This window comes from Pseudomonas sp. Ma2-10, assembly GCF_054330215.1.
This window is the reverse complement of record NZ_JBTEYL010000008.1, coordinates 57,998-81,707: the sequence shown is the minus strand read 5'-3', so window position 1 is coordinate 81,707 and position 23,710 is coordinate 57,998. Positions and strand designations below refer to the sequence as shown.

The following is a 23,710-nucleotide window of genomic DNA, read 5'->3' as shown; positions in this document are numbered from 1 at the left end:
TGCCTTACGCAATTGCAAACAGGCCTTCCAGCCTTATGCAGCCATGCCAGCCAATACCTCTTCTTATAAAGAGCTGGGTGAGCAGGATTATCGGAGAAATACCATGTCGTACGCAGTAATTGTTACTGGTGGCAAGCAATACAAGGTCGCCCCAGGTGAATACCTGAAGATCGAAAAACTGGAAATCGCTACCGGCGAATCCGTGACTTTTGATCGCGTTCTGTTGGTCGCCAATGGCGATGACGTGAACATCGGTGCTCCAGTTGTTGCTGGCGCTACCGTTGTGGCTGAAGTGATCTCCCAAGGTCGTCACGATAAAGTCCGCATCATCAAGTTCCGTCGTCGTAAGCACCACATGAAGCGTATGGGCCACCGCCAGTGGTACACCGAGATCAAAATCACCGGTATTCAGGCTTAATTTCAGCCTAATTCCTCACTAGGAGAATTGACTCATGGCACACAAAAAAGCTGGTGGTAGTACCCGTAACGGTCGCGACTCAGAAGCCAAACGCCTTGGCGTGAAGATGTATGGCGGCCAGGTTATCATTCCGGGCAACATCATCGTGCGTCAGCGCGGCACCCAATTCCACGCCGGTTACGGTGTTGGCATGGGTAAAGATCACACTCTGTTCGCTAAAATCGACGGCGTGATCAAGTTTGAAGTAAAAGGCGCTTTCAATCGCCGTTACGTGAGCATTGTCCCGAAGACTGCAGTCGTCGCGGCATAATTACGTAGTTGCTGGAAAAGCCCTGTCTCGCGACGGGGCTTTTTCGTTTGTGGGGTGAGTCTCTTGCAAAGCTGTTTGTGATGGGCGAAAGCAGCTGGATTTTCGGTCGTTGCTTGAGGTCACTGCGCTCATTTTTGCAAGAGTCTTATGTCTTAGTGTTTTTCGGCTCGTCCGTATGACGAGAGGCGTTTTGTTATGAAGTTTGTTGATGAAGTATCGATTCGAGTAAAGGCCGGTGACGGCGGCAACGGTTGCATGAGCTTCCGTCGCGAAAAATTCATTGAAAACGGTGGTCCGAACGGCGGTGATGGTGGTGATGGCGGCTCGGTCTACATGATCGCCGACGAAAACCTTAACACCCTGGTGGACTACCGTTACACCCGGCACTTTGATGCCGAGCGTGGTTCCAACGGCGGCAGCACTGACTGCACCGGCAAGAAAGGTGAGGAGTTGGTGTTGCATGTTCCGGTCGGCACGACCGTTATCGACTCCGCTACTCAGGAAGTCATCGGCGACCTGACCAAGGCTGGCCAGAAACTGCTGGTGGCTCACGGCGGCTGGCACGGTCTGGGTAACACCCGTTTCAAATCCAGTACCAACCGTGCTCCGCGTCAGACTACTCCGGGTAAGCCGGGTGAGGCGCGTGATCTGAAGCTGGAAATGAAGGTGTTGGCTGACGTCGGTCTGCTGGGTTTGCCGAACGCTGGCAAAAGTACCTTCATTCGTTCGGTGTCGGCCGCCAAGCCGAAAGTCGCCGACTACCCGTTCACCACGCTGGTGCCGAACCTGGGTGTGGTCAGTGTCGATCGCTGGAAAAGCTTCGTGGTTGCGGATATTCCGGGCCTGATCGAAGGTGCTTCCGATGGTGCGGGCCTGGGGATTCGCTTCCTCAAGCACTTGTCGCGTACGCGTCTGCTGCTGCACCTCGTGGACATGGCGCCGCTCGATGACGCCAGCGCTCCGGATGCGGCGGAAGTGATCGTCAGCGAGCTGACCAAGTTCAGCCCGTCCCTGGCCGAGCGTGATCGCTGGTTGGTGCTGAATAAGTGCGACCAAATCCTCGAAGAAGAGCACGACGATCGCGTCAAGGAAATCGTTGATCGCCTGGAATGGACCGGTCCGGTCTACGTGATCTCGGCCATCTCCAAGCTGGGCACCGAGCGTCTTTGCCACGACATCATGCGTTACATGGAAGACCGAGCTGATCGCTTGGCTAACGACCCGGTGTACAAAGAAGAGTTGGCCGAGCTCGATCAGCACATCGAAGACGAAGCCCGTGCTCAGTTGCAGGCCCTGGATGACCAGCGTGCACTGCGCCGTAGCGGCGTGAAGTCGGTCCACGACATCGGCGACGATGATTGGGACGAAGACGATGTGGATGATGAAGACGGTCCGGAAATCATTTACGTGCGTGACTGATTCGTTGCAGTAAACTTAAGCGCCGCTCAATCGAGCGGCGTTTTGGTATCTGGAAATCGATCGTTGGTCACGAATAGCCACGATTAACGTCACGGGCAGTGCCAGGTCGCGCTGTCCTCAAGCTAAGGTTGAAGATGATGCGGAGCAAGGTGACAGGTGCGCGGCGTTGGGTCGTGAAGATCGGCAGCGCTTTGCTGACGGCGGACGGCAAGGGCCTGGATCGCGTGGCAATGAGTGTTTGGGTCGAGCAGATGGTGGCTTTGCATAAGGCTGGCGTCGAACTGGTGTTGGTGTCTTCCGGGGCGGTGGCGGCCGGCATGAGCCGCTTGGGCTGGACCGTGCGACCCAGTGCGATGCACGAGTTGCAGGCTGCCGCCGCCATCGGTCAGATGGGGTTGGTGCAGGCCTGGGAGTCGAGCTTTGCCGAGCATGGCCGGCATACCGCGCAGATTCTCCTGACCCACGACGACTTGTCCGACCGCAAACGCTACCTGAATGCCCGCAGCACCTTGCGCGCGTTGGTTGAGCTGAAAGTTATTCCGGTGATCAACGAAAACGACACTGTGGTCACTGATGAAATTCGTTTCGGCGACAACGACACGCTTGCGGCGCTGGTGGCCAACCTGGTCGAGGCTGATCTGTTGGTGATCCTTACGGATCGCGATGGCATGTTCGACGCCGATCCGCGTAACAACCCTGATGCCAACCTGATTTACGAAGCGCGCGCCGATGATCCGGCGCTAGATGCGGTGGCGGGCAGTACGGGGGGTGCGCTGGGTCGTGGCGGCATGCAGACCAAATTGCGTGCTGCGCGGCTGGCGGCTCGTTCCGGTGCGCATACCATCATCGTTGGTGGGCGTATTGAGCGCGTGCTGGATCGCCTCAAGGCGGGCGAGCGCATCGGCACCTTGTTGTCACCTGAGCGCGGCATGTTGGCAGCGCGCAAGCAATGGCTGGCCGGGCATCTGCAAACCCGCGGTACGCTCGTGCTGGATGCTGGTGCGGTGACGGCGCTGTCCCACGGCAACAAAAGTTTGCTGCCGGTGGGCGTCAAGCTGGTCCAGGGCAGCTTTCGTCGTGGCGAGATGGTGGTTTGCGTGGCGCCCGACGGTCGTGAAATCGCCCGGGGCCTGGCCAACTACAGTGCGCTGGAAGCACAAAAAATCATCGGTCAGTCGTCTGAGGCGATTGTCGGTCTGTTGGGTTACATGGCGGAGCCGGAACTGGTTCATCGCGATAACCTGATCCTGGTCTGAGGGAGTACTTGAATGCGCATGGCAAAAGGATTGTTGGGTGTGCTGTTGGCGATGCCGCTGCTGGCCTCGGCCGAGGAGATTGGTCAGGTGTCGACGGTGTTCAAGTTTGTTGGCCCAAACGACCGCATCGTCGTCGAAGCGTTTGATGATCCAAAGGTTGAGGGTGTGACTTGCTACCTGTCGCGAGCCAAGACGGGTGGCGTGAAGGGTGGTTTGGGATTGGCTGAAGATCGCGCGGAGGCTTCTATCGCTTGTCGTCAGGTTGGGCCGATCCGCTTCAAAGGCGAGTTGAAGGAGGGTGACGAGGTGTTCAAGGAGCGCACGTCGCTGGTGTTCAAGACCATGCAGGTGGTGCGCTTCCTCGACAAGAAGCGCAATACGCTGGTGTACCTGGTCTATAGCGATCGTGTGATCGAAGGCAGTCCGCAGAATGCGGTGACGGCGATTCCGATTTTGCCGTGGGCGCAGGCTCAGTAATCCAAAGAAGATCAAAAGTAGGGGAAGGGGCAGCCCCTTCCCATTTTTTTTGCGTCGGATTTACTAAATCGCAGGCAATAAAAAACCGACCCTGAGGTCGGTTTTTTAACAAGCTTATCGCTTATGCGGCAACAGCAAGGTTCAGAGCCTTGACGTGACCGTTCAGGCGGCTCTTATGACGAGCAGCCTTGTTCTTGTGGATGATGCCTTTATCGGCCATACGGTCGATAACTGGCACGGCCAGAACGTAAGCAGCTTGAGCTTTTTCAGCGTCTTTTGCGTCGATGGCTTTAACTACATTCTTGATGTAGGTACGAACCATGGAACGCAGGCTGGCGTTGTGGCTGCGACGCTTCTCAGCCTGTTTTGCACGTTTTTTGGCGGAAGGTGTGTTGGCCACCGTCGAGCTCCTCGAAAGACTTTTTAGGAAATAGCAAACAAAATAGGCCGCGAATCATGCCGATGAGTTGATGTCTTGTCAAGGGCGGTTGAGACGTTCCGCTAAGTGGTAGGTATAAAGAGGCGGGATATTTATTTCCGGCGCTTGACCTGTAAACTCGCGAGCTTTGGCTCTGTGCTGCTGCGGCGCGGAGTATCGCATAAGTAGGCGCGTTGTTCGCCTGCTGTTTATCGACAGGCACAAACTCTTTCAATGAATCTGCTCAAATCGTTGGCCGCCGTCAGCTCTATCACGATGCTTTCCCGGATTTTGGGGTTCGTTCGTGACACTCTCATTGCGCGCACATTTGGCGCCGGGATGGCGACTGACGCCTTCTTTATCGCCTTCAAATTGCCCAATCTGCTGCGGCGGATCTTCGCTGAAGGGGCATTTTCCCAAGCGTTCGTGCCGATTCTTGCTGAATATAAAAACCAGAAGGGCGAGGAGGCGACGCGAACCTTCATTGCCTACGTCGCGGGCTTGCTGACGCTGGTACTGGCGTTGGTTACCGCGCTGGGCATGGTCGCGGCGCCGTGGGTTATCTGGGCCACCGCGCCGGGTTTCGCCGATACGCCGGAAAAATTCGAGCTGACGGCCAGTCTGTTGCGGGTGACGTTTCCTTATATATTGCTGATCTCCCTGTCTTCATTGGCCGGGGCGATCCTCAACACGTATAACCGCTTCTCGGTGCCGGCCTTCGTGCCGACCCTGCTCAACGTCAGCATGATCATCTTTTCGGTGTTCCTGACGCCATACTTCGATCCGCCGGTCATGGCGCTGGGCTGGGCAGTACTGGTGGGTGGTCTGGCGCAATTGCTCTATCAGCTGCCGCACTTGAAAAAGATCGGCCTGCTGGTGTTGCCACGACTGAATCTGCGTGACAGCGGCGTCTGGCGGGTCATGAAAAAAATGCTGCCGGCGATTCTCGGCGTCTCCGTGAGCCAGATTTCGCTGATCATCAACACCATTTTCGCCTCGTTCCTGGTCGCCGGTTCCGTGTCGTGGATGTACTACGCGGATCGTTTGATGGAATTACCGTCCGGTGTGCTGGGCGTGGCACTGGGCACGATTCTTCTGCCGACCCTGGCCAAGACCTACGCCAGCAAGGATCGCCAGGAATACTCGCGAATCCTCGATTGGGGTCTGCGCTTGTGCTTCATGCTGGTGTTGCCGTGCTCCCTGGCGCTGGGGATTCTCGCCGAGCCGCTGACGGTTTCTTTATTCCAGTACGGCCAGTTCAGCGCGTTTGACGCCTCCATGACCCAGCGGGCGCTGATCGCTTATTCGGTCGGTTTGCTCGGGATTATCGTGATAAAAGTGTTGGCGCCGGGCTTTTATGCGCAACAAAACATTCGCACGCCGGTAAAAGTCGCGATTTTTACCCTGATCGTTACCCAGTTGCTCAACCTGGTGTTGATCGGCCCGCTGGCCCACGCCGGTCTGGCGCTGGCCATCAGTATCGGTGCGTGCATCAACGCCAGCCTGCTGTTCTATCAGTTGCGCAAGCAGCAGATGTACGAGCCGCAACCGGGTTGGGCGAAGTTCGGCTTCAAACTAGTGATTGCAGTGTTGGTGATGTCTGCTGTGTTACTGGTCGGAATGCATTTCATGCCAGCCTGGGATCAGGGGCATATGCTGGAGCGATTCCTGCGTTTGGGCGCATTGGTTGTTGCCGGCGTGGTGGCTTATTTCGGCATGTTGCTGTTGATGGGCTTCCGTTTGCGAGACTTCAATCGCAAAGCGCTGAGCTGAGGTCATGGCCTCGATAAACACGGGCGAATCGGCGGTTTTGTCGGCTCGATCACTTTGGGTTACGGTGTTGCCTGTCGTCGGCCGCCGGGTGTGGTTATAATCGACCACTTTATGAGCAAGAAGCGCGTTATGCAGCTGGTTCGAGGCCTCCACAACCTGCGCCCCCAGCATCGGGGCTGTGTCGCCACTATTGGCAACTTTGACGGTGTTCACCGTGGCCACCAGGCTATCCTGGCGAGGCTCCGTGAGCGTGCGCTCGAGTTGGGCGTGCCCAGCTGCGTGGTGATTTTTGAGCCCCAGCCGCGAGAGTTCTTCGCGCCGGACACGGCGCCGGCCCGTCTGGCCCGGCTGCGGGACAAACTGCAGCTGCTGGCCGAGGAAGGTGTCGACCGGGTCCTTTGCCTGGCCTTCAACCAGCGCTTGAGCAAGCTCAGCGCCGCCGAATTCGTCGACACCATTTTGGTGGACGGCCTCGGTGTACAACATCTTGAGGTCGGTGACGATTTCCGTTTCGGCTGCGACCGGGTAGGGGATTTCGATTTCCTGCAACAGGCCGGCGCCCTGCAAGGCTTTACCGTCGAAGCGGCGCAAACCGTCGAGCTGGACGGTATTCGCGTCAGCAGCACCCAGGTCCGCAATGCCCTGGCCGCTGCCGATTTTACCCTGGCCGAGCGACTGCTCGGTCGTCCGTTCCGGATTGCCGGGCGGGTCCTGCATGGGCAGAAGCTGGCGCGCCAACTGGGTACGCCCACGGCCAACATACAACTCAAGCGTCGTCGCGTGCCGCTGACCGGGGTTTACCTGGTCAACGTCGACATTGATGGCAAGACCTGGCCAGGCGTCGCCAATATCGGCGTGCGGCCAACGGTCCAAGGGGATGGCAAAGCCCATCTCGAAGTGCATCTTTTAGATTTTGCCGGCGATCTGTATGACCGGCGTTTGACGGTGGTTTTCCACCACAAGCTGCGTGAAGAGCAGCGTTTCGCCTCTCTGGAGGCGCTTAAGACGGCGATCAATGCGGATGTTGCCGCCGCCCGTGCCCTGTCGCACCTAGCGCCAATCGCTAATGAAGAGCCTTAAATGACCGACTATAAAGCCACGCTAAACCTTCCGGACACCGCCTTCCCAATGAAGGCCGGCCTGCCTCAGCGCGAACCGCAGATTCTGCAGCGCTGGGACAGCATTGGCCTGTACGGTAAGTTGCGCGAGATTGGCAAGGACCGTCCGAAGTTCGTACTTCACGATGGTCCGCCGTACGCCAACGGCACGATTCATATCGGTCATGCGTTGAACAAAATTCTCAAGGACATGATCATCCGCTCGAAAACCCTGTCGGGTTTCGACGCGCCTTATATTCCGGGCTGGGACTGCCATGGTCTGCCGATCGAGCACAAAGTCGAAGTGACCCATGGTAAAAACCTGGGCGCGGACAAGACCCGCGAACTGTGCCGTGCCTACGCCACCGAGCAGATCGAAGGCCAGAAATCCGAATTCATCCGTCTGGGCGTGTTGGGCGATTTTGCCAACCCGTACAAGACCATGGATTTCAAAAACGAGGCCGGTGAAATCCGTGCCTTGGCTGAAATCGTCAAGGGCGGTTTCGTGTTCAAGGGCCTGAAGCCTGTGAACTGGTGCTTTGACTGCGGTTCGGCTTTGGCTGAAGCAGAAGTCGAGTACGAGAACAAAAAATCCTCGACCATCGACGTGGCGTTCCCGATTGCCGACGAAGCCAAGCTGGCTGCCGCTTTCGGTCTGCCGTCGCTGGGCAAACCCGCCTCGATCGTGATCTGGACCACCACCCCGTGGACCATCCCGGCCAACCAGGCGTTGAACGTTCACCCGGAATTCAACTACGCCCTGGTCGATGTTGGCGACAAACTGCTGGTGCTGGCTGAAGAGCTGGTCGAGTCGTGCCTGGTCCGTTACAGCCTGGAAGGTTCGGTCATTGCGACCACCACCGGTAAAGAACTGGAACTGATCAACTTCCGTCACCCGTTCTACGACCGTCTGTCGCCGGTTTACCTGGCCGAGTACGTCGAACTGGGCGCTGGCACTGGCGTGGTTCACTCCTCTCCGGCCTATGGCGTGGACGACTTCGTGACCTGCAAGAAGTACGGCATGGTCAACGACGACATCCTCAACCCGGTACAGAGCAACGGCGTTTACGCAACGTCGCTGGAGTTCTTCGGCGGCCAGTTCATCTGGAAGGCCAACCCGGCCATCGTCGACAAGTTGACCGAAGTGGGTGCGCTGCTGCACACCAGCATCATCGAACACAGCTACATGCACTGCTGGCGTCACAAGACCCCGCTGATCTACCGCGCCACTGCGCAATGGTTCATCGGCATGGACAAAGAACCTGTGACCGGCGACACCCTGCGCAAGCGGGCGATCAAAGCCATCGAAGAGACCAAGTTCGTTCCGACCTGGGGCCAGGCGCGCCTGCACTCGATGATCGCCAACCGTCCGGACTGGTGCATCTCCCGCCAGCGTAACTGGGGCGTGCCGATCCCGTTTTTCCTGAACAAGGAAAGCGGCGAACTGCACCCACGTACTGCCGAATTGATGGAAGAAGTCGCCCAGCGCGTCGAAGTCGAAGGCATCGAAGCCTGGTTCAAGATGGACGCCGCCGAGCTGCTCGGTGACGAAGCGCCACAGTACGACAAGATCAGCGACACCCTGGACGTCTGGTTCGATTCCGGCACCACGCACTGGCACGTTCTGCGCGGTTCGCACCCGATGGGCCACGAAACCGGTCCACGTGCCGATCTGTACCTGGAAGGTTCTGACCAACACCGTGGCTGGTTCCACTCGTCGTTGCTGACCGGTTGCGCCATCGACAACCACGCGCCGTACCGCGAGTTGCTGACTCACGGCTTCACCGTCGATGAGTCCGGTCGCAAGATGTCCAAATCCCTGGGCAACGTGATCGCGCCGCAAAAGGTCAACGACACGCTGGGCGCCGACATCATGCGTCTGTGGGTTGCTTCCACCGATTACTCGGGTGAAATGGCGGTTTCCGAGCAGATCCTGCAGCGCAGTGCGGACGCTTATCGGCGTATCCGTAACACTGCACGCTTCCTGCTCTCCAACCTGACCGGCTTCAACCCGGCCACCGACATCCTGCCGGCCGAAGAAATGCTGGCGTTAGACCGTTGGGCCGTGGACCGCACCCTGCTGCTGCAACGCGAGTTGCAAGAGCACTACGGTGAATACCGCTTCTGGAACGTCTACTCCAAGATCCACAACTTCTGCGTGCAGGAGCTGGGCGGTTTCTACCTCGACATCATCAAGGACCGTCAGTACACCACTGGCGCCAACAGCAAGGCCCGTCGTTCGGCGCAAACCGCGCTGTACCACATCAGCGAAGCGCTGGTGCGCTGGATCGCGCCGATCCTGGCATTCACCGCTGACGAACTGTGGGAATACCTGCCGGGCGAGCGTAACGAATCGGTAATGCTCAACACCTGGTACGAAGGCCTGACCGAATTGCCGGACAACGTCGAACTGGGCCGCGCCTACTGGGATCGGATCATGGCGGTGAAGGTCGCGGTCAACAAAGAAATGGAAATCCAGCGCGCGGCCAAGGCCGTCGGTGGCAACCTGCAGGCCGAAGTGACACTGTTTGCCGAAGAGGCGCTGAGCGCCGACCTGGCCAAGCTGAGCAACGAACTGCGCTTTGTACTGATCACCTCGACCGCTACCGTTGCACCGTTCGTTCAGGCGCCGGCCGATGCCGTGGTCACCGAAGTCAGCGGTTTGAAACTGCAAGTGGTCAAGTCGAGCCACGCCAAGTGCGCCCGTTGCTGGCACTGCCGCGAAGACGTCGGCGTGAACCCGGAGCATCCGCAAATCTGCGGTCGTTGCGTCGACAACATCAGCGGCGCTGGCGAGGTTCGTTACTATGCCTAATGCGGCTGGCCGTTTCGGACGGCTGAGCTGGCTCTGGTTGAGTTTGCTGGTCCTGGTCATCGACCAGGCCAGCAAGTTCTACTTCGAAGGCAAGCTCGAGATGTTCCAGCAGATCGTGGTGATCCCCGATCTGTTCAGCTGGACCCTGGCCTATAACACGGGCGCGGCATTCAGCTTCCTGGCCGACAGCTCCGGCTGGCAGCGCTGGTTGTTTGCCCTGATCGCGGTCGTGGTCAGTGCGGTGCTGGTGGTATGGCTCAAGCGTCTGGGGCGCAACGAAACCTGGCTGGCCGTCGCTTTGGCCTTGGTGCTGGGCGGCGCGCTGGGCAATCTGTATGACCGCATTGCCCTGGGCCATGTGATCGATTTCATTCTGGTGCATTGGCAGAACCGCTGGTATTTCCCGGCGTTCAACGTTGCCGACAGTGCAATCACTGTCGGTGCCGTAATGCTTGCGCTGGATATGTTCAAAAGCAAAAAAACCGGAGAAGCCGTTCATGACTGAACAGGTATTGGCTGAGCAACGCATCCGCCAGAACACAGAAGTCACTTTGCACTTTGCACTGCGCCTGGAGAACGGCGACACCGTCGACAGCACTTTCGACAAAGCCCCGGCGACCTTCAAGGTCGGTGATGGCAACCTGCTGCCAGGTTTCGAAGCAGCGCTGTTCGGCTTCAAGGCTGGCGACAAGCGTACGCTGACGATTCAGCCGGAAAACGCTTTTGGCCAACCCAACCCGCAGAACGTACAGGTCATCCCGCGCTCGCAGTTCAAGGACATGGAACTGTCGCCTGGCTTGCTGGTGATCTTCAACGATGCGGCCAATACTGAGTTGCCCGGCGTGGTGAAGGTATTCGATGACGAGCAAGTGACCATCGACTTCAACCACCCGTTGGCCGGCAAGACATTGACCTTTGACGTCGAAATCATCAACGTCAAATCGCTGTAACCACTTCGCCCGACTCTGGTCGGGCGAGGTCGGCATTCTTTCTGCGCGCAAGACACGAGGCACAGCATGCAAATCAAACTCGCCAACCCCCGTGGCTTCTGCGCCGGTGTGGACCGGGCGATTGAAATCGTCAATCGCGCCCTGGAAGTCTTCGGGCCACCGATCTACGTGCGCCACGAAGTGGTCCACAACAAATTCGTCGTCGAAGACCTGCGTGCTCGCGGGGCGATTTTCGTCGAAGAACTGGATCAGGTGCCGGACGACGTCATCGTGATCTTCAGTGCCCACGGTGTTTCCCAGTCCGTGCGCACCGAAGCTGCCGGTCGTGGCCTGAAGGTGTTCGACGCTACCTGTCCCCTGGTGACCAAGGTACACATCGAAGTGGCACGTTACAGCCGCGACGGCCGTGAATGTATTCTCATCGGCCACGCCGGTCACCCGGAAGTCGAAGGCACCATGGGCCAGTACGATGGCCGCAATGGTGGCGCGATCTATTTGGTCGAAGACGAGAAAGACGTCGCCGCCTTGCAGGTGAGCAACCCGGGAAAACTGGCGTTCGTGACCCAGACCACCTTGTCCATGGACGATACCAGTCGCGTCATCGACGCCCTGCGTACGCGCTTCCCGGCGATCGGTGGCCCGCGCAAGGACGACATCTGCTACGCCACGCAAAATCGTCAGGATGCGGTCAAGCAACTGGCCGACGAGTGCGACGTGGTACTGGTGGTCGGCAGCCCGAACAGCTCCAACTCCAACCGGCTGCGTGAACTGGCCGAGCGCATGGCCACCCCGGCCTACCTGATCGACGGCGCCGAAGACCTGAAAAAGAGCTGGTTCGAGGGTGTCGAGCGAATCGGCATCACCGCTGGCGCCTCCGCACCGGAAGTCCTGGTGCGTGGCGTGATCCAGCAGTTGCAGGCGTGGGGCGCTACCGGCGCCGATGAACTGGCCGGTCGCGAGGAGAACATCACCTTCTCTATGCCTAAAGAACTGCGCGTCCGCTCCCTGCTTTAACGCGTTTACCCCCTGGACACAGCGCCTGCTCAGCCTTATGGCTGCGCAGGCTGACACGGCCGGTCGCGGCCAGCACCACCTGGAGCTGAGTGACCGGTTCGCGAGTTGCGCAAATGTGCAATGTCCCCGCTTGAAAGGCCCGTCCGGGCATCTGTGGTTCGCCGATACTGTTGAAACGTATGTATTGCCTGACCGGCCAATTGCCGACAATCGGCACCCGAGTGCTACTCGCGCGCTCAATCAGCAGCGGATTGCTGTTGTCCTCCGCTCCGCGACCACTGATATCCAGAATGATCCGCCAGCCCTGCCCCCAGTCACCGTTGATGGCGTGAATCAGGACACTTTGGTTGCGTGTGATGGCAACGGTTCTGGCGTTGCGTATACCGCTGATAAGCGACTGTGCCACCTGCTCGCGATGGTTCGACTCAGTCAGTGCGGCAAACGCCGGACTGACCAACAGCAGAACAATCCCGACAATTGTCAGTCCCATGAGCAGTTCGATCAGGCTGAATCCTCGCTGATGCATGTCATCTCCCTCCCTGGAGTGCGGCGGCCCGCGCGATCCCTGCGCGAGTAATGGCAAACAACCGAACCCTGCCGGTCGAATGTTCTAGCGTGTAGAAGCAGGTATAGCCGACGGCAACGGAAGGCACCGATGGATCATCGTACAAAAGGTTTCACGCTGATCGAGTTGCTGAGCGCGCTCGCGGTGTTTCTGGTCCTGATCACGCTGGCCGTACCTGCGTTTACCCGTTCGGTGCAAATCACCAAGGCCGATACCGAAATCGGCGATCTGCAACATGGTTTGAATTTCGCCCGACTTGAGGCGATCGACCGGGGCTTCACCACTCGGCTTCGCCCGATGATGGAGGGAGGCGTCTGGACCGGGGAGGTCTCGGTTTATGACGGTACTGGCAAATTGGCCAATGTATTGCGGGTTGTTCCAGCGATGAGCAGCGGGGCGACTCTGACGCTAACCTCAGGAGTGACCGCCATTGATTTCAACAACCTTGGCGGGTTGTCGGCACCGTCCACGGCGGTGGTAATCAGCTACGTACGGGGAGCGCAAATCAGAACGCTGAATGTGTGTTTGAACGGACGAATTCTATTGGGTGGACGTTGCGGATGAGGGGATGGAGCACACATGCACAGGACGGCATGACGCTGATTGAAGTCTTGGTCGCGTTGTTGATTTTGAGCGTGGGGCTGTTGGGGGCTGCGGCGATTCAGCTTAATGCGCTGAAGTACACGGACAGTGCGCGGATGACCAGCCAGGCCAGTTTTATCGCCTACGACATGATGGACCGCATTCGCGCCAACTCCGGTGCCGACTACACCGTGACGTCACCGACCTCAGGCAATCTGAGTGTCGTCCGGGATCAGGACCTCTACGACTTCACCCGCAACATTGTCGATTTCGGCGGCGCCACGGCCACCGGAAGCATTACGTTCAATCAGTGGGTGTACACCATCACTATCACCTGGGATGACTCGCGGGCTGCGAACATCGCCAATTCGCGGCGCAGTTTCGTCCTCTCCAGTCGTGCCACCGTCGATCCGGTTTCGACGCCATGAACCAGGCCAACAGGGGTTTCGGCCTGATCGAGTTACTGATCGCCCTGGCATTGAGTTTGGTCGTGATCCTGGGCGTAGCGCAGATTTTCATCGCGGCCAAGAACACCTATGTCAGCCAGAGCACCGCTGCCGCCATGCAGGAGGATGCGCGTTTCGTGCTGAGCAAGATGATTCAGGAAATCCGCATGATCGGCATGTTCGGATGCCTTGGGGCGGTCACCGATTCAAGCTCGGCGGGTGACTTCAATGCCAGCCAGACAACGCCCATCAGTTGGGACAGCGCCAACCTCAAACTGACCCTGGTGACAGCGGATGTCGGCGGCAGTGGTGGGGTACCGAGCTGGACAGTGGTTTCCGATTGTCGGAACAATGCAACGGCCTACACCGGTGTCCGAGTTCCGGGGTCGGGAGAGCTGGCGTTTCCGATCCGACGCTTGATCTACAGCTTCAGCAACAATCAACTGAAGATGGGGGTCGGCACCGGCACGCCGGCTCAGGCGGTGCTGGTGAACAACGTCAGTGCCTTCACCGTGAGCTTCGGCCTCGCCAGTTCCGCCACTGATGTGGCCGCCTCCAGTTACAGCAACAACCCCTCTGATCCGGCGCGCATTCGTAGTGTTCGCCTGACGTTGACCCTCGCCGACCCGAACGACCGGGTACGCAATCAAACCTTCAACGTGGTTGCCGCTCTGCGCAACCGCTTGCCATGAGGGGAGGGCCGATGAGTATTTCTCCCGTGACCCCTTACGCCCAGCGGGGCATGGCGCTGCTGGTCAGCCTGGTGTTTCTTCTGTTGTTGACGCTGATCGGCCTTTCATCGATGCAAAACGCCACCTTGCAGGAAAAAATGGCCGCCAGCGTGACCTTGCGCAATCAGTCGTTCCAGGGCGCCGAATCAGCGTTGCGCGTGGGTGAAAGCGCGGTGCAACTGGAGGCCTATTCTCGGCCGGTCTGCAGCGGCACTACCCAATGCGCGCCACCCGTCGAGTCGTCGACAATCACCGGCGCCGGCTTCAATTCCACCTCGGGGGTGACCTGGATCGCCTCCGGCAGCGGTTTTTACGGGGTGCAGAACATCGGCACCACGCTGGGCGCCGTGAATGTGCCGAGCAACACCTCGACAACGCTGTACCGGGTCACCGCAGTCGGCATCGTGGGCAACTCGCGCAGTGTGGTGGAGAGTATCTATGCGAAGTACTGAGCGGCATGTCGGGCTGTGGCGGCTGATTTGCGGCGTGTTGTTGGGTTTATATCTCTCCGCGCCCGCGTATGCCTTCACACCGTCGGATTCACCGCTGTTGAGCGCTGCTGCCGTTGCGCCGAACGTGATGTTGCTGATCGATGATTCGGGCAGCATGAACAGCATCATCTACGCGACAGGCTTCGACCCGGCAGTGCACCGAACCCCGGCCCGGCAATGCAATGCACTGCTGGGGCGGTGTCTGGGGTTCTCCAACATCACCGGTGACACGATCGTCCTCTCAAGCTTGCCGACGTCCGGCTGCTCCAAAGGTTATTACGCGTTCTACAACAACAGCGTCGCGCCTCAGTGCCTCAAACTGCCCGATCCTGTAGGCAGCGGAAATACCCGATATTCTGCGGACTACCTTTCATACCTTGTGGGGCTGGCCAACGGTAGCAACCGTGATTTCACCACCGGTGCAATCCCCAACGATTACCGAATGAACGTTGCGCGCAAGGCGGCCACCGATCTGGTGACCAGTAACCGCGGGCTGCGTATTGGCCTGGCGACGTTCAACCCGGTCAACAGCCACAACGCGGGCAATGGTGGCTATATCGCCCGTTCCATTAGCGATCTGGCGGATCAGGCCAACTACAGCGCCCTGACGACCTCGATCAACGGCTTGAGTGCGATCGCCAACACGCCGCTGGCGCAAACCTATTACGAAGTCACTCGGTACATGCGCGGCATGGCACCGTTCTACAACTCGACGCCCGTCATCTACACGAGCCCGATCCAGTACCGCTGCCAGAAAAACTATGGTGTGGTGATTACCGACGGCTCGCCCACCTATGACCGGACCTTCCCGGCCGGCGATCCTCTGGGCGGTACCCGACTGCCCAATTGGGACGGTGTAAACAACGACGGCCCTGGTGGCGATGATGAGGGCGATACGCTTTACCTGGATGACATTGCCAAGTTCGCCTTCGACATCGACATGCGCACGATCGGCACCGATTCTGCGAGCAAAAGCTGGGACGCAGCGGATTTCCCAAAGCAGAACATGAACACCTACACCGTCGGTTTCGCCACTGCGAACCCGATGTTGTCGGATGCGGCGACGTACGGGCAGGGCAAGTATTATCAGGTGACCGACAGTGCAGGCCTCAACCGTGCACTCTCGTCCGCCCTGAGCGATATCACCTCCAAGGCCGGCTCCGGCGGCAGTGGTGTTGCCCACGGGACCACTCTGGCCAGCGGTTCGAGTTATTTTCAGACCCGTTACGATCCCAAGGATTGGCGTGGCACGATCAAGTCCTACGGATATACCGCCGCTGGTGTGGTCAACACCGCCTCGGTGTTATGGACAACCGATACCGCCATCGTGCCCGGTGCCACGGCGCCGACCTATCAATCCTGGAACACACTGACCAATGCGGCCGTGACGCTGGCCTACGCCAGTTTTTCCCCTGCGCAGCAAACATCCCTCAACCAGAGTTTGCCCATCGGTATCACCGGCAGCGATCTGGTGGAGTGGAGCAAGGGCCGCAACAAGGCCGGCCTGAAAGTGCGCAGTGTGCTGCTTGGCGACATCATCAATTCGCCGTTGGCCCTGGCATCACCCACGGATAAAACCGCGTCCGATCTGTCAGGCGACACCACTTACAGCGCCTATCTGGCAACCAAAGCGGCAAGCATGAACGCCAGCCTCGTGGTGAACGCCAACGACGGCTTTGTAAACGTCATCAACACGTCAAACGGCACGCGGCGATACGCTTATATGCCGTCCAGCGTGTTGCCGTCATTGCGCTATATCGCCGACACCACTTACATAAACGGGGAGAGCCACACGTTTTTGGTGGACGGCCAGGTGGGGGTGTTCGATGCCCAACTCAACCGCGCCTGGAAATCCCTTGCGTTGGGCGGGACAGGGGCGGGGGGGCGAACCTTCTATGCGCTGCAACTGTTCGACGCATCGGCCGGCAACGTAACCAAGGCGTTGTGGGAGATCAGCGCGCCGGCCCTCGCAAACACGGCAAATGTTTTCAATGATCTGGGTTATGCCTACGCACGACCGGAAGTGGCACGCTTGGCCGACGGTCGATGGGCCGCATTCATCTCCAATGGTTATGGCAGCAACTCCGGGGTGGCCGCGTTGTACGTGGTCGACATACGCGACGGCACGCTGATCAAGAAGATAGTGGTCGACGGCGCCGAAACTACCAACGGTCTGTCGTCGGTGAAGCTCAGGGTCAACTCGCAGAATGTAGTGCAGGCCGCCTATGGCGGCGACCTTAAAGGGCGTCTATGGAAGTTTGATTTGAGCGCCACGGCCCCTGAGTCATGGGATTTGGCGTTTTCCCGCAAACCGCTGTTTACCACCGCCGGTGGCGTCACTCAGCCGATCACCGCGCAACCATTGCTGGCGGACAATCCGCGGGGAGGGACGGAAGTGTTTTTCGGCACCGGTAAATTCAACGAGACGGCCGACAAGACCAACAAAGCGCTTCAGGCGTTCTATGCCGTGTGGGATGCGGAAGGTGGCTCCGGGCAAATTACAACGTCCGGTTTGCAGGCGCAGGCGGTGACCGGTGTGTTTTCCGGCAGCAGTGGGCAATTCATCACCACCAGTCAGAACGACGTGACCTATCCGGCAAAGAAGGGCTGGTATCTGCCATTGGTTTACAACAACGTGTTGACCGGCGAGCGGGTGATCAATCAGGCCCGTCTGGTGGCCGGCCGGATCGTATTCACCACGGCCAGCGTGGACACCACCGACCCTTGTGCCAGTTTCGGTACCGGTAAATTGGTCGAATTGGATGCGTTCAGCGGTAAGATGCTCAACTACGCGGTGCTCGACACCAATGGCGAGGGTGAGGTCGACAGCGAAGACACGGTTTCCAGCGGGGTGATTTTCACCGGTGGCATCCCGACCCTGAATTCCATCAGCAATGATGCGACCCGTAAAGACGTCGGCGACTCTAGCGGCGGCGTGACCACGCTGAAGGAAAAGTCCGGCAGCGGCGGCAGCCGTCGCATCATGTGGCGACAAATACAGTAAGTGAGAGTAGAGGCATGCGCAGATCCAACCGAGGTTTTACCCTGATCGAAATCATGATCGTGATTGCGATCATCGGCATCGTCATCACCATTGGCTACCCGAGCCTCGCCGAGTATGTGAATAAGGGCCGGCGCACTGAAGTCGCCGGTCTGCTCTCTGAACAAGCGCAGATCCTTGAACGCTACTATTCGAAGAGTAATGTCTACACCGATGCCACCGGGCTGAGCGCCGGTAATGACTTCTACACCATCACCCCGACCCTGACTGACCAGACTTTCCTGCTGACGGCGGTGCGCAAGGCCGGCAAGGCCATGGCGGCAGACAAGTGCGGTGATTTCACCATCACCAACATTGGCGTCAGAAGCATGGTCAATGCGACAGCCACGACCAAGGATTGCTGGGGTCGCTGAGTTCCTTTCGGGCACCTTTTGTGCCCTCTGTCTATTTAACGGTTGGATCAGAACATGACCAGGCAACAGCAAGTGGTGATTGTCGGCGGCGGGGTGATTGGCCTGCTGACAGCGTTCAATCTCGCGTCCGAGGTGCAAAGTGTTGTGCTGCTGGATCGTTCGAGCGTCGGTCAGGAGTCGTCCTGGGCCGGCGGCGGCATCGTCTCGCCGCTCTACCCGTGGCGCTACAGCCCGGCAGTCACCGCGTTGGCGCATTGGTCCCAGGATTTTTATCCACAGCTGGGTGAGCGGTTGTTTTCAGCCACCGGTGTCGATCCTGAGGTGCATACCACCGGGTTGTACTGGCTGGACCTGGATGACGAGGCCGAGGCGCTGGCCTGGGCCGAGCGGGAAAACCGTCCGTTGCGGGCGGTGGATATCTCGGCGGCTCACGACGCGGTGCCTGTGTTGGGGAGCGGTTTTTCCCGGGCTATCTACATGGCCGATGTGGCCAATGTGCGTAATCCACGGCTGGTGAAGTCCCTCAAGGCTGCGTTGCTGGCGCTGCCGAACGTGACGATTCATGAGCAGTGTGAAGTCAGCGGGTTTATCCGTGAAGGCGCTACGGTAGTCGGGGTGCAGACCTCGGCGGGGGCGATTCATGGCGATCAAGTGGTTCTGACCGCAGGTGCCTGGAGCGGTGATTTACTCAAGAGCCTGGATCTGGACCTGCCGGTCGAGCCGGTGAAAGGACAGATGATTCTCTACAAATGCGCAGCGGATTTCCTGCCGAGCATGGTTCTGGCCAAGGGGCGTTATGCGATTCCTCGGCGCGACGGGCACATTTTGATCGGCAGTACGCTGGAGCATCAAGGCTTCGACAAGACGCCGACCGAATCTGCTCTGGAGAGCCTGAAGGCGTCGGCGGTGGAGTTGATTCCTGCCCTGGCGGATGCCGACGTTGTGGGGCACTGGGCCGGGTTGCGACCGGGCTCGCCGGAAGGCATTCCCTACATCGGTCGGGTGCCAGGGTTCGAAGGGCTTTGGCTTAATTGCGGGCATTACCGTAATGGCTTGGTGCTGGCGCCAGCGTCGTGTCAGTTGTTTGCGGATGTGATGCTGGGGCGTGAGCCGATCATTGATCCGGCGCCATATGCACCGACTGGACGGATCTGAGACTCAATCGAGCCCCAGTTTCTTGAGCCTGTAGCGCATCGATCTGAATGAAAGATTCAACCGCTGAGCCGCCGCCGTGCGGTTCCAGCGGGTTTCTTCCAGGGCCTGGAGGATAAGGTTGCGTTCGACGTTTTCCAGGTAGTCTTCCAGGTTGTCGATCTGCGTCAGGTCCGGTACACCGCCTTCCGGGTTGCAGTTGCCTTCGGCCAGTCGCAGGTCGCTGGCTTCAATTTGTGTGTTCTCGCACAGCGTGTGCGCCCGTTCGAGCACGTTCTCCAGTTCCCGCACATTGCCGGGGAAGCGATAGCTTTTCAGCGCGTCGAGCGCTTGGGGGTGGAGTTTTGCTGCGGGTTGACCGGTGCTGATGGCCAGGCGTTTGAGCACATGGCTGGCGAGGGGTTCGATGTCGTCACGGCGTTCGCGCAAGGGCGGCACCCGTAGTTCGATCACGTTCAACCGGTAGTACAAATCCTGGCGAAAGCGTTCGGCGGCGACTTCGGCGTCGAGGTCTTTGTGGGTGGCGCAAAGGATACGCACATCGACCACGGTTTCCTGCTGTTCGCCGACACCGCGAACGGCTTTTTCTTGTATTGCCCGTAGCAGTTTGACCTGCATCGCCAGCGGTAAATCAGCCACTTCGTCGAGGAACAGGGTGCCGCCATGGGCAGCCTGGAACAGTCCGGGTTTGTCTTCGATGGCACCGCTGAAGCTGCCTTTGCGATGACCGAAAAATTCGCTCTCCATTAACTCTGACGGAATCGCCCCGCAATTGACCGGGATAAGTGGTTGGCTGGCGCGCGGTCCTTGCTCATGTATCAATCGCGCGACCAGTTCCTTGCCGCTGCCGGATTCGCCGCTGATGTACACCGGCGCTTGGCTGCGGGCCAGTTTGTCGATGTGTTTGCGCAAGGCGCGCATGGGCGGTGAATCACCCAGCAGCCGGCGATCGATGGCGATGCCTGTACCGCCCGGCGCTGGCAATCGAAGCGCGCTACTGACCAGATCACGCAGCCGAGTGAGGTCCACCGGTTTGGTCAGGAAGTCGAAGGCACCGGCCTTGAGGGCGTTGATCGCCGTTTCCAGGCTGCCATAAGCGGTGATCATTGCCACCGGTACGTTTGGCTGGTGTTGCTGGATGTGTTGCACCAGCTCAAGACCGGTGCCGTCCGGCAAGCGCATGTCGGTGAGGCACAAGTCGAACGTCTCTCGCGAGAGCAGGGCCTGGGCTTCGTTGAGGTTGCGGGCACTGAAGGTGTCGAGTTTCATCCGTCCCAGGGTGATTTCCAGGAGTTCGCGTATATCCGGTTCGTCGTCGACGATCAGGACTTTCTGCCGTGGGCATATGTTCAACTTTGTTTCCGTCCGTGAGCAAAAGTGATGCGAAAGCAGCCGCCTTGGCGTGGTTTGAAGTCTAGGCGGGCCTGGTTGCTTTCGCACAGCTCACGGGACAGATAAAGCCCCAGGCCGGTGCCTTGGGTGCTAGTCGTGAAGAACGGTTCGAACAAATGCACGTGATGCTCCGGTGCCACGCCGGGGCCATCGTCCACGATCTCAAGGGTTGGCAGTTGGCTGTCCGGGTCGACGAACAACTCGAACCAGACCTGTGCCAAGTCGTGATTCAAGGCGCTATGGCGCCAGGCGTTACGCAACAGATTGTCGAGAATCTGGTGCAGTTGGTCTGGGTCCATCAGGGTTGTGACGTTTCCTGAGCCGATGCGCAGATGAATCTGCTGATGCTCGGTCGCCCCCTCTCGGGTTTCGTTGACGAACTGCTCCAGCCACGGCTTCAGATCAAGCCGTTGCGCTACGGTTTGCTGGCGGCGGGACAGTTGCAGGACGTTTTCGATTACCCGATTCATTCGCTGAGAGTGGTCTTGAATAATCTGTGTCAGACGTCGATCCGCGCGGTTCAGTTCCTCTGACTCGTGCAATAGCTGCGCGGCATGACTAACGGCGCCGAGTGGATTGCGGATTTCATGGGCGATACCGGCGGTCAGGCGACCGAGGGCGGCGAGCTTTAATTGCTGGGCTTGTTGAGCGATTTGCGCGAGGTCTTCGAGAAAGACCAGGGTCTGGGGGTGTGGGCTTTGGTCCAGGGCAATGAAGCTCGGTTGCAGCTCCAGACCACTACTGGCGACTTTCAAGCTCTGGGGGCGCAGCGTCGGATTGTTGAGCCACAGTTGCAGGCGTTCGACCAGGTTGGGTAAGTCATCGTCGATCAGTTGTCCTGCAAGATTTTCCCTGCCTAACAGGCACAAGGCGCTGTGGTTGGCCAGTTGAACCCGCCACTTGTCGTCGAGTACCAGGATGCCGGTACGCATGCGTTGCAGGATCAGTGCGTTGAGGGCTTCGAGGCCGACGACTTCGCCGGCCCGTTGTTCGGCGAGGGTTTCGCTCACGTCCAGGCGGCGGATCAGCCCTTGCACCAGCAATGCCGCAGCAAAACACAAGGCGCCGAGCGTGCCGACTTGCAGGTAATCGTTGGGGGTGGCGGGATGGCTGACACTCAGGAGGGCGCTCAGCCCGACGATGCCGAGCGCGCCAACGGCGGCAATCAGCAGGCCGATGCGCCCTCGTAACAAGGTGTTGCTGATGGCTACCGATACGATCAGTAAGTTGCCGATGGCGCTGGCCACACCGCCGGCGGCGTAGAACAGACCGCACAGCAGCAGGACGTCGGTCAGCGCCAGGCTGAACAGTTGCGCCGGGCGTCGGGTGTTATCGAAGAACACCACCAGCAGGATATTCAGCACCAGGTATAACCAACTGCCATTGCGAAGCAGGTCGTCATTGGCGGACGTCAGCAGTTGGTTGTCCATATTGCTGGAGATCAACAGCACCAGGGTGATGCCGATGCTCAAACGGTAAAGGTGATAGAGGCGCAGCAGTCGCTGGGCCTGTTTGCTGCCGGGACTGGAGGTCTCAGCGATCACTGGAACCCGGGCCTTGCTCAAGATGAGCCTGGCTGCAATACCACTGTTGTTGAAGGCTCAGCGCGCGGTCGCGTGGCAGGTGTACGCCGCAATGGACGCAGCGGACCATGGGGGCCGCTTCCAGTTCGGCAGAGGACTTGGGCACAGAAGCCTGGCCCTTGAACTTGCGCCAGAACCATACCGCAGCGGCAATCAGGGCGATCCAGAACAGTAAACGAAGCATGATGAGCTGCTATTTGACGAGTGAGGAGCCAGTTTAGCCAAGGACATGACCAGCGCACAGAGTAATAATCGAGCCCATAAAAAAGGAGCCTCGAAAGGCTCCTTTTTGTACAACTCGATGTGTCAGTCAAACACGCCGAAGGTCATGTAGCTGAACCACGAGCGGTCGCTGTTATTGGCTTCGGACTCGTATTCCTCAGCTTCGATCACGTCGCCATTTTCATCTCTAGGTTTGAGATCGTTCGGAATCGCGTCTTTGGCGTCCTGGAATTGCTTCTGGACGTCCTGGTTGGCGCGGGTTTCGCCCGGCGGCAGCGGTGGACGGGATTCGATCAGGCCCAGGGTCGCCTTGCTCAACCACGAACGGTTGTCGGCTTCGGCCACCGAAGGCTTGAACTGACCGTCGACCAGGCTTGGATGGTTCGGGTAGTTGAGCTTCAGCGTTTCGAGGCTGGTGGCGGCCAGATCGTCCAGGTGCAGACGCTGGTAGGCCTCTGTCATCACCGCCAGGCCGTCACCGACCGAAGGGGTTTCCTGGAAGTTTTCCACCACATAGCGACCACGGTTCGCAGCGGCGACATAGGCCTGACGGGTCAGGTAGTAGTCGGCAACGTGAATCTCGTAGGCCGCCAGCAGGTTGCGCAAGTAGATCATGCGCTGCTTGGCGTCCGGCGAGTAGCGGCTGTTGGGGAAGCGGCTGGTCAGCTGGGCGAACTCGTTGTAGGAGTCGCGAGCAGCACCCGGGTCACGCTTGGTCATGTCCAACGGCAGGAAACGCGACAACAGGCCGACGTCCTGGTCGAAAGAAGTCAGACCCTTGAGGTAATACGCGTAATCCACGTTCGGGTGCTGCGGGTGCAGGCGAATGAAGCGCTCGGCGGCGGACTTCGCAGCTTCAGGCTCGGTGTTCTTGTAGTTGGCGTAGATGAGCTCGAGTTGAGCCTGATCGGCGTAGCGACCGAACGGATAACGCGACTCCAGCGCCTTCAGCTTGGCTGTGGCGGCGGTGTAGCTATTGTTGTCCAGATCGTGCTGAGCCTGCTGGTACAGCTCGACTTCGCTCAGGTTTTCGTCTACGACTTCCTTCGATGAGCAAGCAGCGGTCAATGCGAGGATGGCGATCAGCAGCAGGTGTTTCACTTGCATGGCGGCTTGCGTCCCTATGACGGCCGCTGTCTTGGGCGGGGCCGTCCTGTTATGATGAGCGCCCCGTTGAATAGCCTC

24 protein-coding genes are annotated in these 23,710 nt (G+C 58.9%); 18 read left to right on the top strand and 6 right to left on the bottom strand.

Annotation, left to right across the window (positions count from 1 at the left end):
- Positions 1-103 precede the first annotated feature (103 nt).
- From rplU to ACXPVS_RS12435, 5 genes are all read left to right on the top strand, one after another.
- Complete coding sequence (gene rplU, locus ACXPVS_RS12455; RefSeq protein ID WP_003176051.1) at positions 104-418, top strand: 50S ribosomal protein L21; 315 nt, start codon at positions 104-106, stop codon at positions 416-418.
- A 34-nt stretch (positions 419-452) separates the two neighbouring features.
- Complete coding sequence (gene rpmA, locus ACXPVS_RS12450; RefSeq protein WP_046048788.1) at positions 453-728, top strand: 50S ribosomal protein L27; 276 nt, start codon at positions 453-455, stop codon at positions 726-728.
- A 195-nt stretch (positions 729-923) separates the two neighbouring features.
- On the top strand, positions 924-2,147 hold the full coding sequence (cgtA, locus tag ACXPVS_RS12445) for an Obg family GTPase CgtA (protein WP_458510199.1): 1,224 nt from the start codon (positions 924-926) through the stop codon (positions 2,145-2,147).
- 137 nt (positions 2,148-2,284) lie between these two features.
- Complete coding sequence (gene proB / locus ACXPVS_RS12440; RefSeq protein ID WP_458510300.1) at positions 2,285-3,403, top strand: glutamate 5-kinase; 1,119 nt, start codon at positions 2,285-2,287, stop codon at positions 3,401-3,403.
- A gap of 12 nt (positions 3,404-3,415) precedes the next feature.
- Positions 3,416-3,880 carry a CreA family protein gene (locus tag ACXPVS_RS12435; RefSeq protein ID WP_458510198.1) on the top strand — a complete coding sequence of 155 codons (465 nt, stop codon included), beginning with the start codon at positions 3,416-3,418 and terminating at the stop codon, positions 3,878-3,880.
- Positions 3,881-4,001: 121 nt separating this feature from the next.
- Here ACXPVS_RS12435 and rpsT read toward each other — a convergent pair whose 3' ends face one another.
- A complete protein-coding gene (gene rpsT / locus ACXPVS_RS12430; RefSeq protein ID WP_008154937.1) occupies positions 4,002-4,280 on the bottom strand; it encodes a 30S ribosomal protein S20 in 279 nt (92 codons plus the stop codon).
- Positions 4,281-4,532: 252 nt separating this feature from the next.
- Between rpsT and murJ the strand changes: the two genes are divergently transcribed.
- The 6 genes from murJ (at position 4,533) to ispH (ending at position 11,947) form a co-directional block, all read left to right on the top strand.
- The gene (gene murJ, locus ACXPVS_RS12425; protein ID WP_458510197.1) at positions 4,533-6,071 is read left to right on the top strand and encodes a murein biosynthesis integral membrane protein MurJ; all 1,539 of its coding nucleotides are present in this window, start codon (positions 4,533-4,535) and stop codon (positions 6,069-6,071) included.
- A 129-nt stretch (positions 6,072-6,200) separates the two neighbouring features.
- Positions 6,201-7,151 carry a bifunctional riboflavin kinase/FAD synthetase gene (gene ribF / locus ACXPVS_RS12420; RefSeq protein WP_458510196.1) on the top strand — a complete coding sequence of 317 codons (951 nt, stop codon included), beginning with the start codon at positions 6,201-6,203 and terminating at the stop codon, positions 7,149-7,151.
- Entirely contained in the window at positions 7,152-9,983 is a 2,832-nt protein-coding gene (gene ileS / locus ACXPVS_RS12415; RefSeq protein ID WP_458510195.1) for an isoleucine--tRNA ligase, read from the top strand.
- Complete coding sequence (gene lspA, locus ACXPVS_RS12410) at positions 9,976-10,488, top strand: signal peptidase II (protein ID WP_458510194.1); 513 nt, start codon at positions 9,976-9,978, stop codon at positions 10,486-10,488. Before ileS ends, lspA begins: the two co-directional genes overlap by 8 nt.
- Before the next feature lie 7 nt (positions 10,489-10,495).
- On the top strand, positions 10,496-10,933 hold the full coding sequence (gene fkpB / locus ACXPVS_RS12405; RefSeq protein WP_282480305.1) for an FKBP-type peptidyl-prolyl cis-trans isomerase: 438 nt from the start codon (positions 10,496-10,498) through the stop codon (positions 10,931-10,933).
- A gap of 66 nt (positions 10,934-10,999) precedes the next feature.
- Positions 11,000-11,947: a 4-hydroxy-3-methylbut-2-enyl diphosphate reductase gene (ispH, locus tag ACXPVS_RS12400; protein WP_458510193.1), complete on the top strand. Its 948-nt coding sequence runs from the start codon at positions 11,000-11,002 to the stop codon at positions 11,945-11,947.
- Here the strand turns inward: ispH and ACXPVS_RS12395 are convergent.
- The gene (locus tag ACXPVS_RS12395; RefSeq protein WP_458510192.1) at positions 11,916-12,473 is read right to left on the bottom strand and encodes a GspH/FimT family pseudopilin; all 558 of its coding nucleotides are present in this window, start codon (positions 12,471-12,473) and stop codon (positions 11,916-11,918) included. The two genes, ispH and ACXPVS_RS12395, sit on opposite strands and share 32 nt — an antisense overlap.
- A 129-nt stretch (positions 12,474-12,602) precedes the next feature.
- On the opposite strand from ACXPVS_RS12395, the gene ACXPVS_RS12390 reads away from it, so the two are divergent.
- The 7 genes from ACXPVS_RS12390 to thiO are packed head-to-tail and all read left to right on the top strand — an operon-like array spanning position 12,603 to position 19,331.
- Positions 12,603-13,076, top strand: coding sequence for a GspH/FimT family pseudopilin (locus ACXPVS_RS12390; RefSeq protein WP_458510191.1), 474 nt, complete (start codon positions 12,603-12,605; stop codon positions 13,074-13,076).
- Positions 13,073-13,522 (top strand): type IV pilus modification protein PilV, encoded by a 450-nt coding sequence (gene pilV / locus ACXPVS_RS12385; RefSeq protein WP_458510190.1) that lies wholly within the window; start codon positions 13,073-13,075, stop codon positions 13,520-13,522. The genes ACXPVS_RS12390 and pilV overlap by 4 nt, the downstream gene beginning before the upstream one ends.
- The gene (locus ACXPVS_RS12380; protein WP_458510189.1) at positions 13,519-14,232 is read left to right on the top strand and encodes a PilW family protein; all 714 of its coding nucleotides are present in this window, start codon (positions 13,519-13,521) and stop codon (positions 14,230-14,232) included. Before pilV ends, ACXPVS_RS12380 begins: the two co-directional genes overlap by 4 nt.
- Before the next feature lie 11 nt (positions 14,233-14,243).
- On the top strand, positions 14,244-14,723 hold the full coding sequence (locus ACXPVS_RS12375; RefSeq protein WP_458510188.1) for a pilus assembly PilX family protein: 480 nt from the start codon (positions 14,244-14,246) through the stop codon (positions 14,721-14,723).
- Entirely contained in the window at positions 14,710-17,766 is a 3,057-nt protein-coding gene (locus ACXPVS_RS12370; protein ID WP_458510187.1) for a pilus assembly protein, read from the top strand. The genes ACXPVS_RS12375 and ACXPVS_RS12370 overlap by 14 nt, the downstream gene beginning before the upstream one ends.
- 14 nt (positions 17,767-17,780) lie before the next feature.
- Positions 17,781-18,176 (top strand): type IV pilin protein, encoded by a 396-nt coding sequence (locus ACXPVS_RS12365; protein ID WP_458510186.1) that lies wholly within the window; start codon positions 17,781-17,783, stop codon positions 18,174-18,176.
- A gap of 54 nt (positions 18,177-18,230) precedes the next feature.
- Positions 18,231-19,331 carry a glycine oxidase ThiO gene (gene thiO / locus ACXPVS_RS12360; RefSeq protein WP_458510185.1) on the top strand — a complete coding sequence of 367 codons (1,101 nt, stop codon included), beginning with the start codon at positions 18,231-18,233 and terminating at the stop codon, positions 19,329-19,331.
- A gap of 3 nt (positions 19,332-19,334) precedes the next feature.
- Here the strand turns inward: thiO and ACXPVS_RS12355 are convergent, their stop codons facing one another.
- From ACXPVS_RS12355 to ACXPVS_RS12340, 4 genes are all read right to left on the bottom strand, one after another.
- Complete coding sequence (locus ACXPVS_RS12355) at positions 19,335-20,681, bottom strand: sigma-54-dependent transcriptional regulator (protein ID WP_458510184.1); 1,347 nt, start codon at positions 20,679-20,681, stop codon at positions 19,335-19,337.
- Positions 20,678-22,264: a sensor histidine kinase gene (locus ACXPVS_RS12350; RefSeq protein WP_458510183.1), complete on the bottom strand. Its 1,587-nt coding sequence runs from the start codon at positions 22,262-22,264 to the stop codon at positions 20,678-20,680. The genes ACXPVS_RS12355 and ACXPVS_RS12350 overlap by 4 nt, the downstream gene beginning before the upstream one ends.
- On the bottom strand, positions 22,254-22,487 hold the full coding sequence (locus ACXPVS_RS12345; RefSeq protein ID WP_458510182.1) for a PP0621 family protein: 234 nt from the start codon (positions 22,485-22,487) through the stop codon (positions 22,254-22,256). Before ACXPVS_RS12345 ends, ACXPVS_RS12350 begins: the two co-directional genes overlap by 11 nt.
- Positions 22,488-22,609: 122 nt before the next feature.
- The gene (locus tag ACXPVS_RS12340; RefSeq protein WP_458510181.1) at positions 22,610-23,632 is read right to left on the bottom strand and encodes an outer membrane protein assembly factor BamD; all 1,023 of its coding nucleotides are present in this window, start codon (positions 23,630-23,632) and stop codon (positions 22,610-22,612) included.
- Positions 23,633-23,710: the final 78 nt, after the last annotated feature.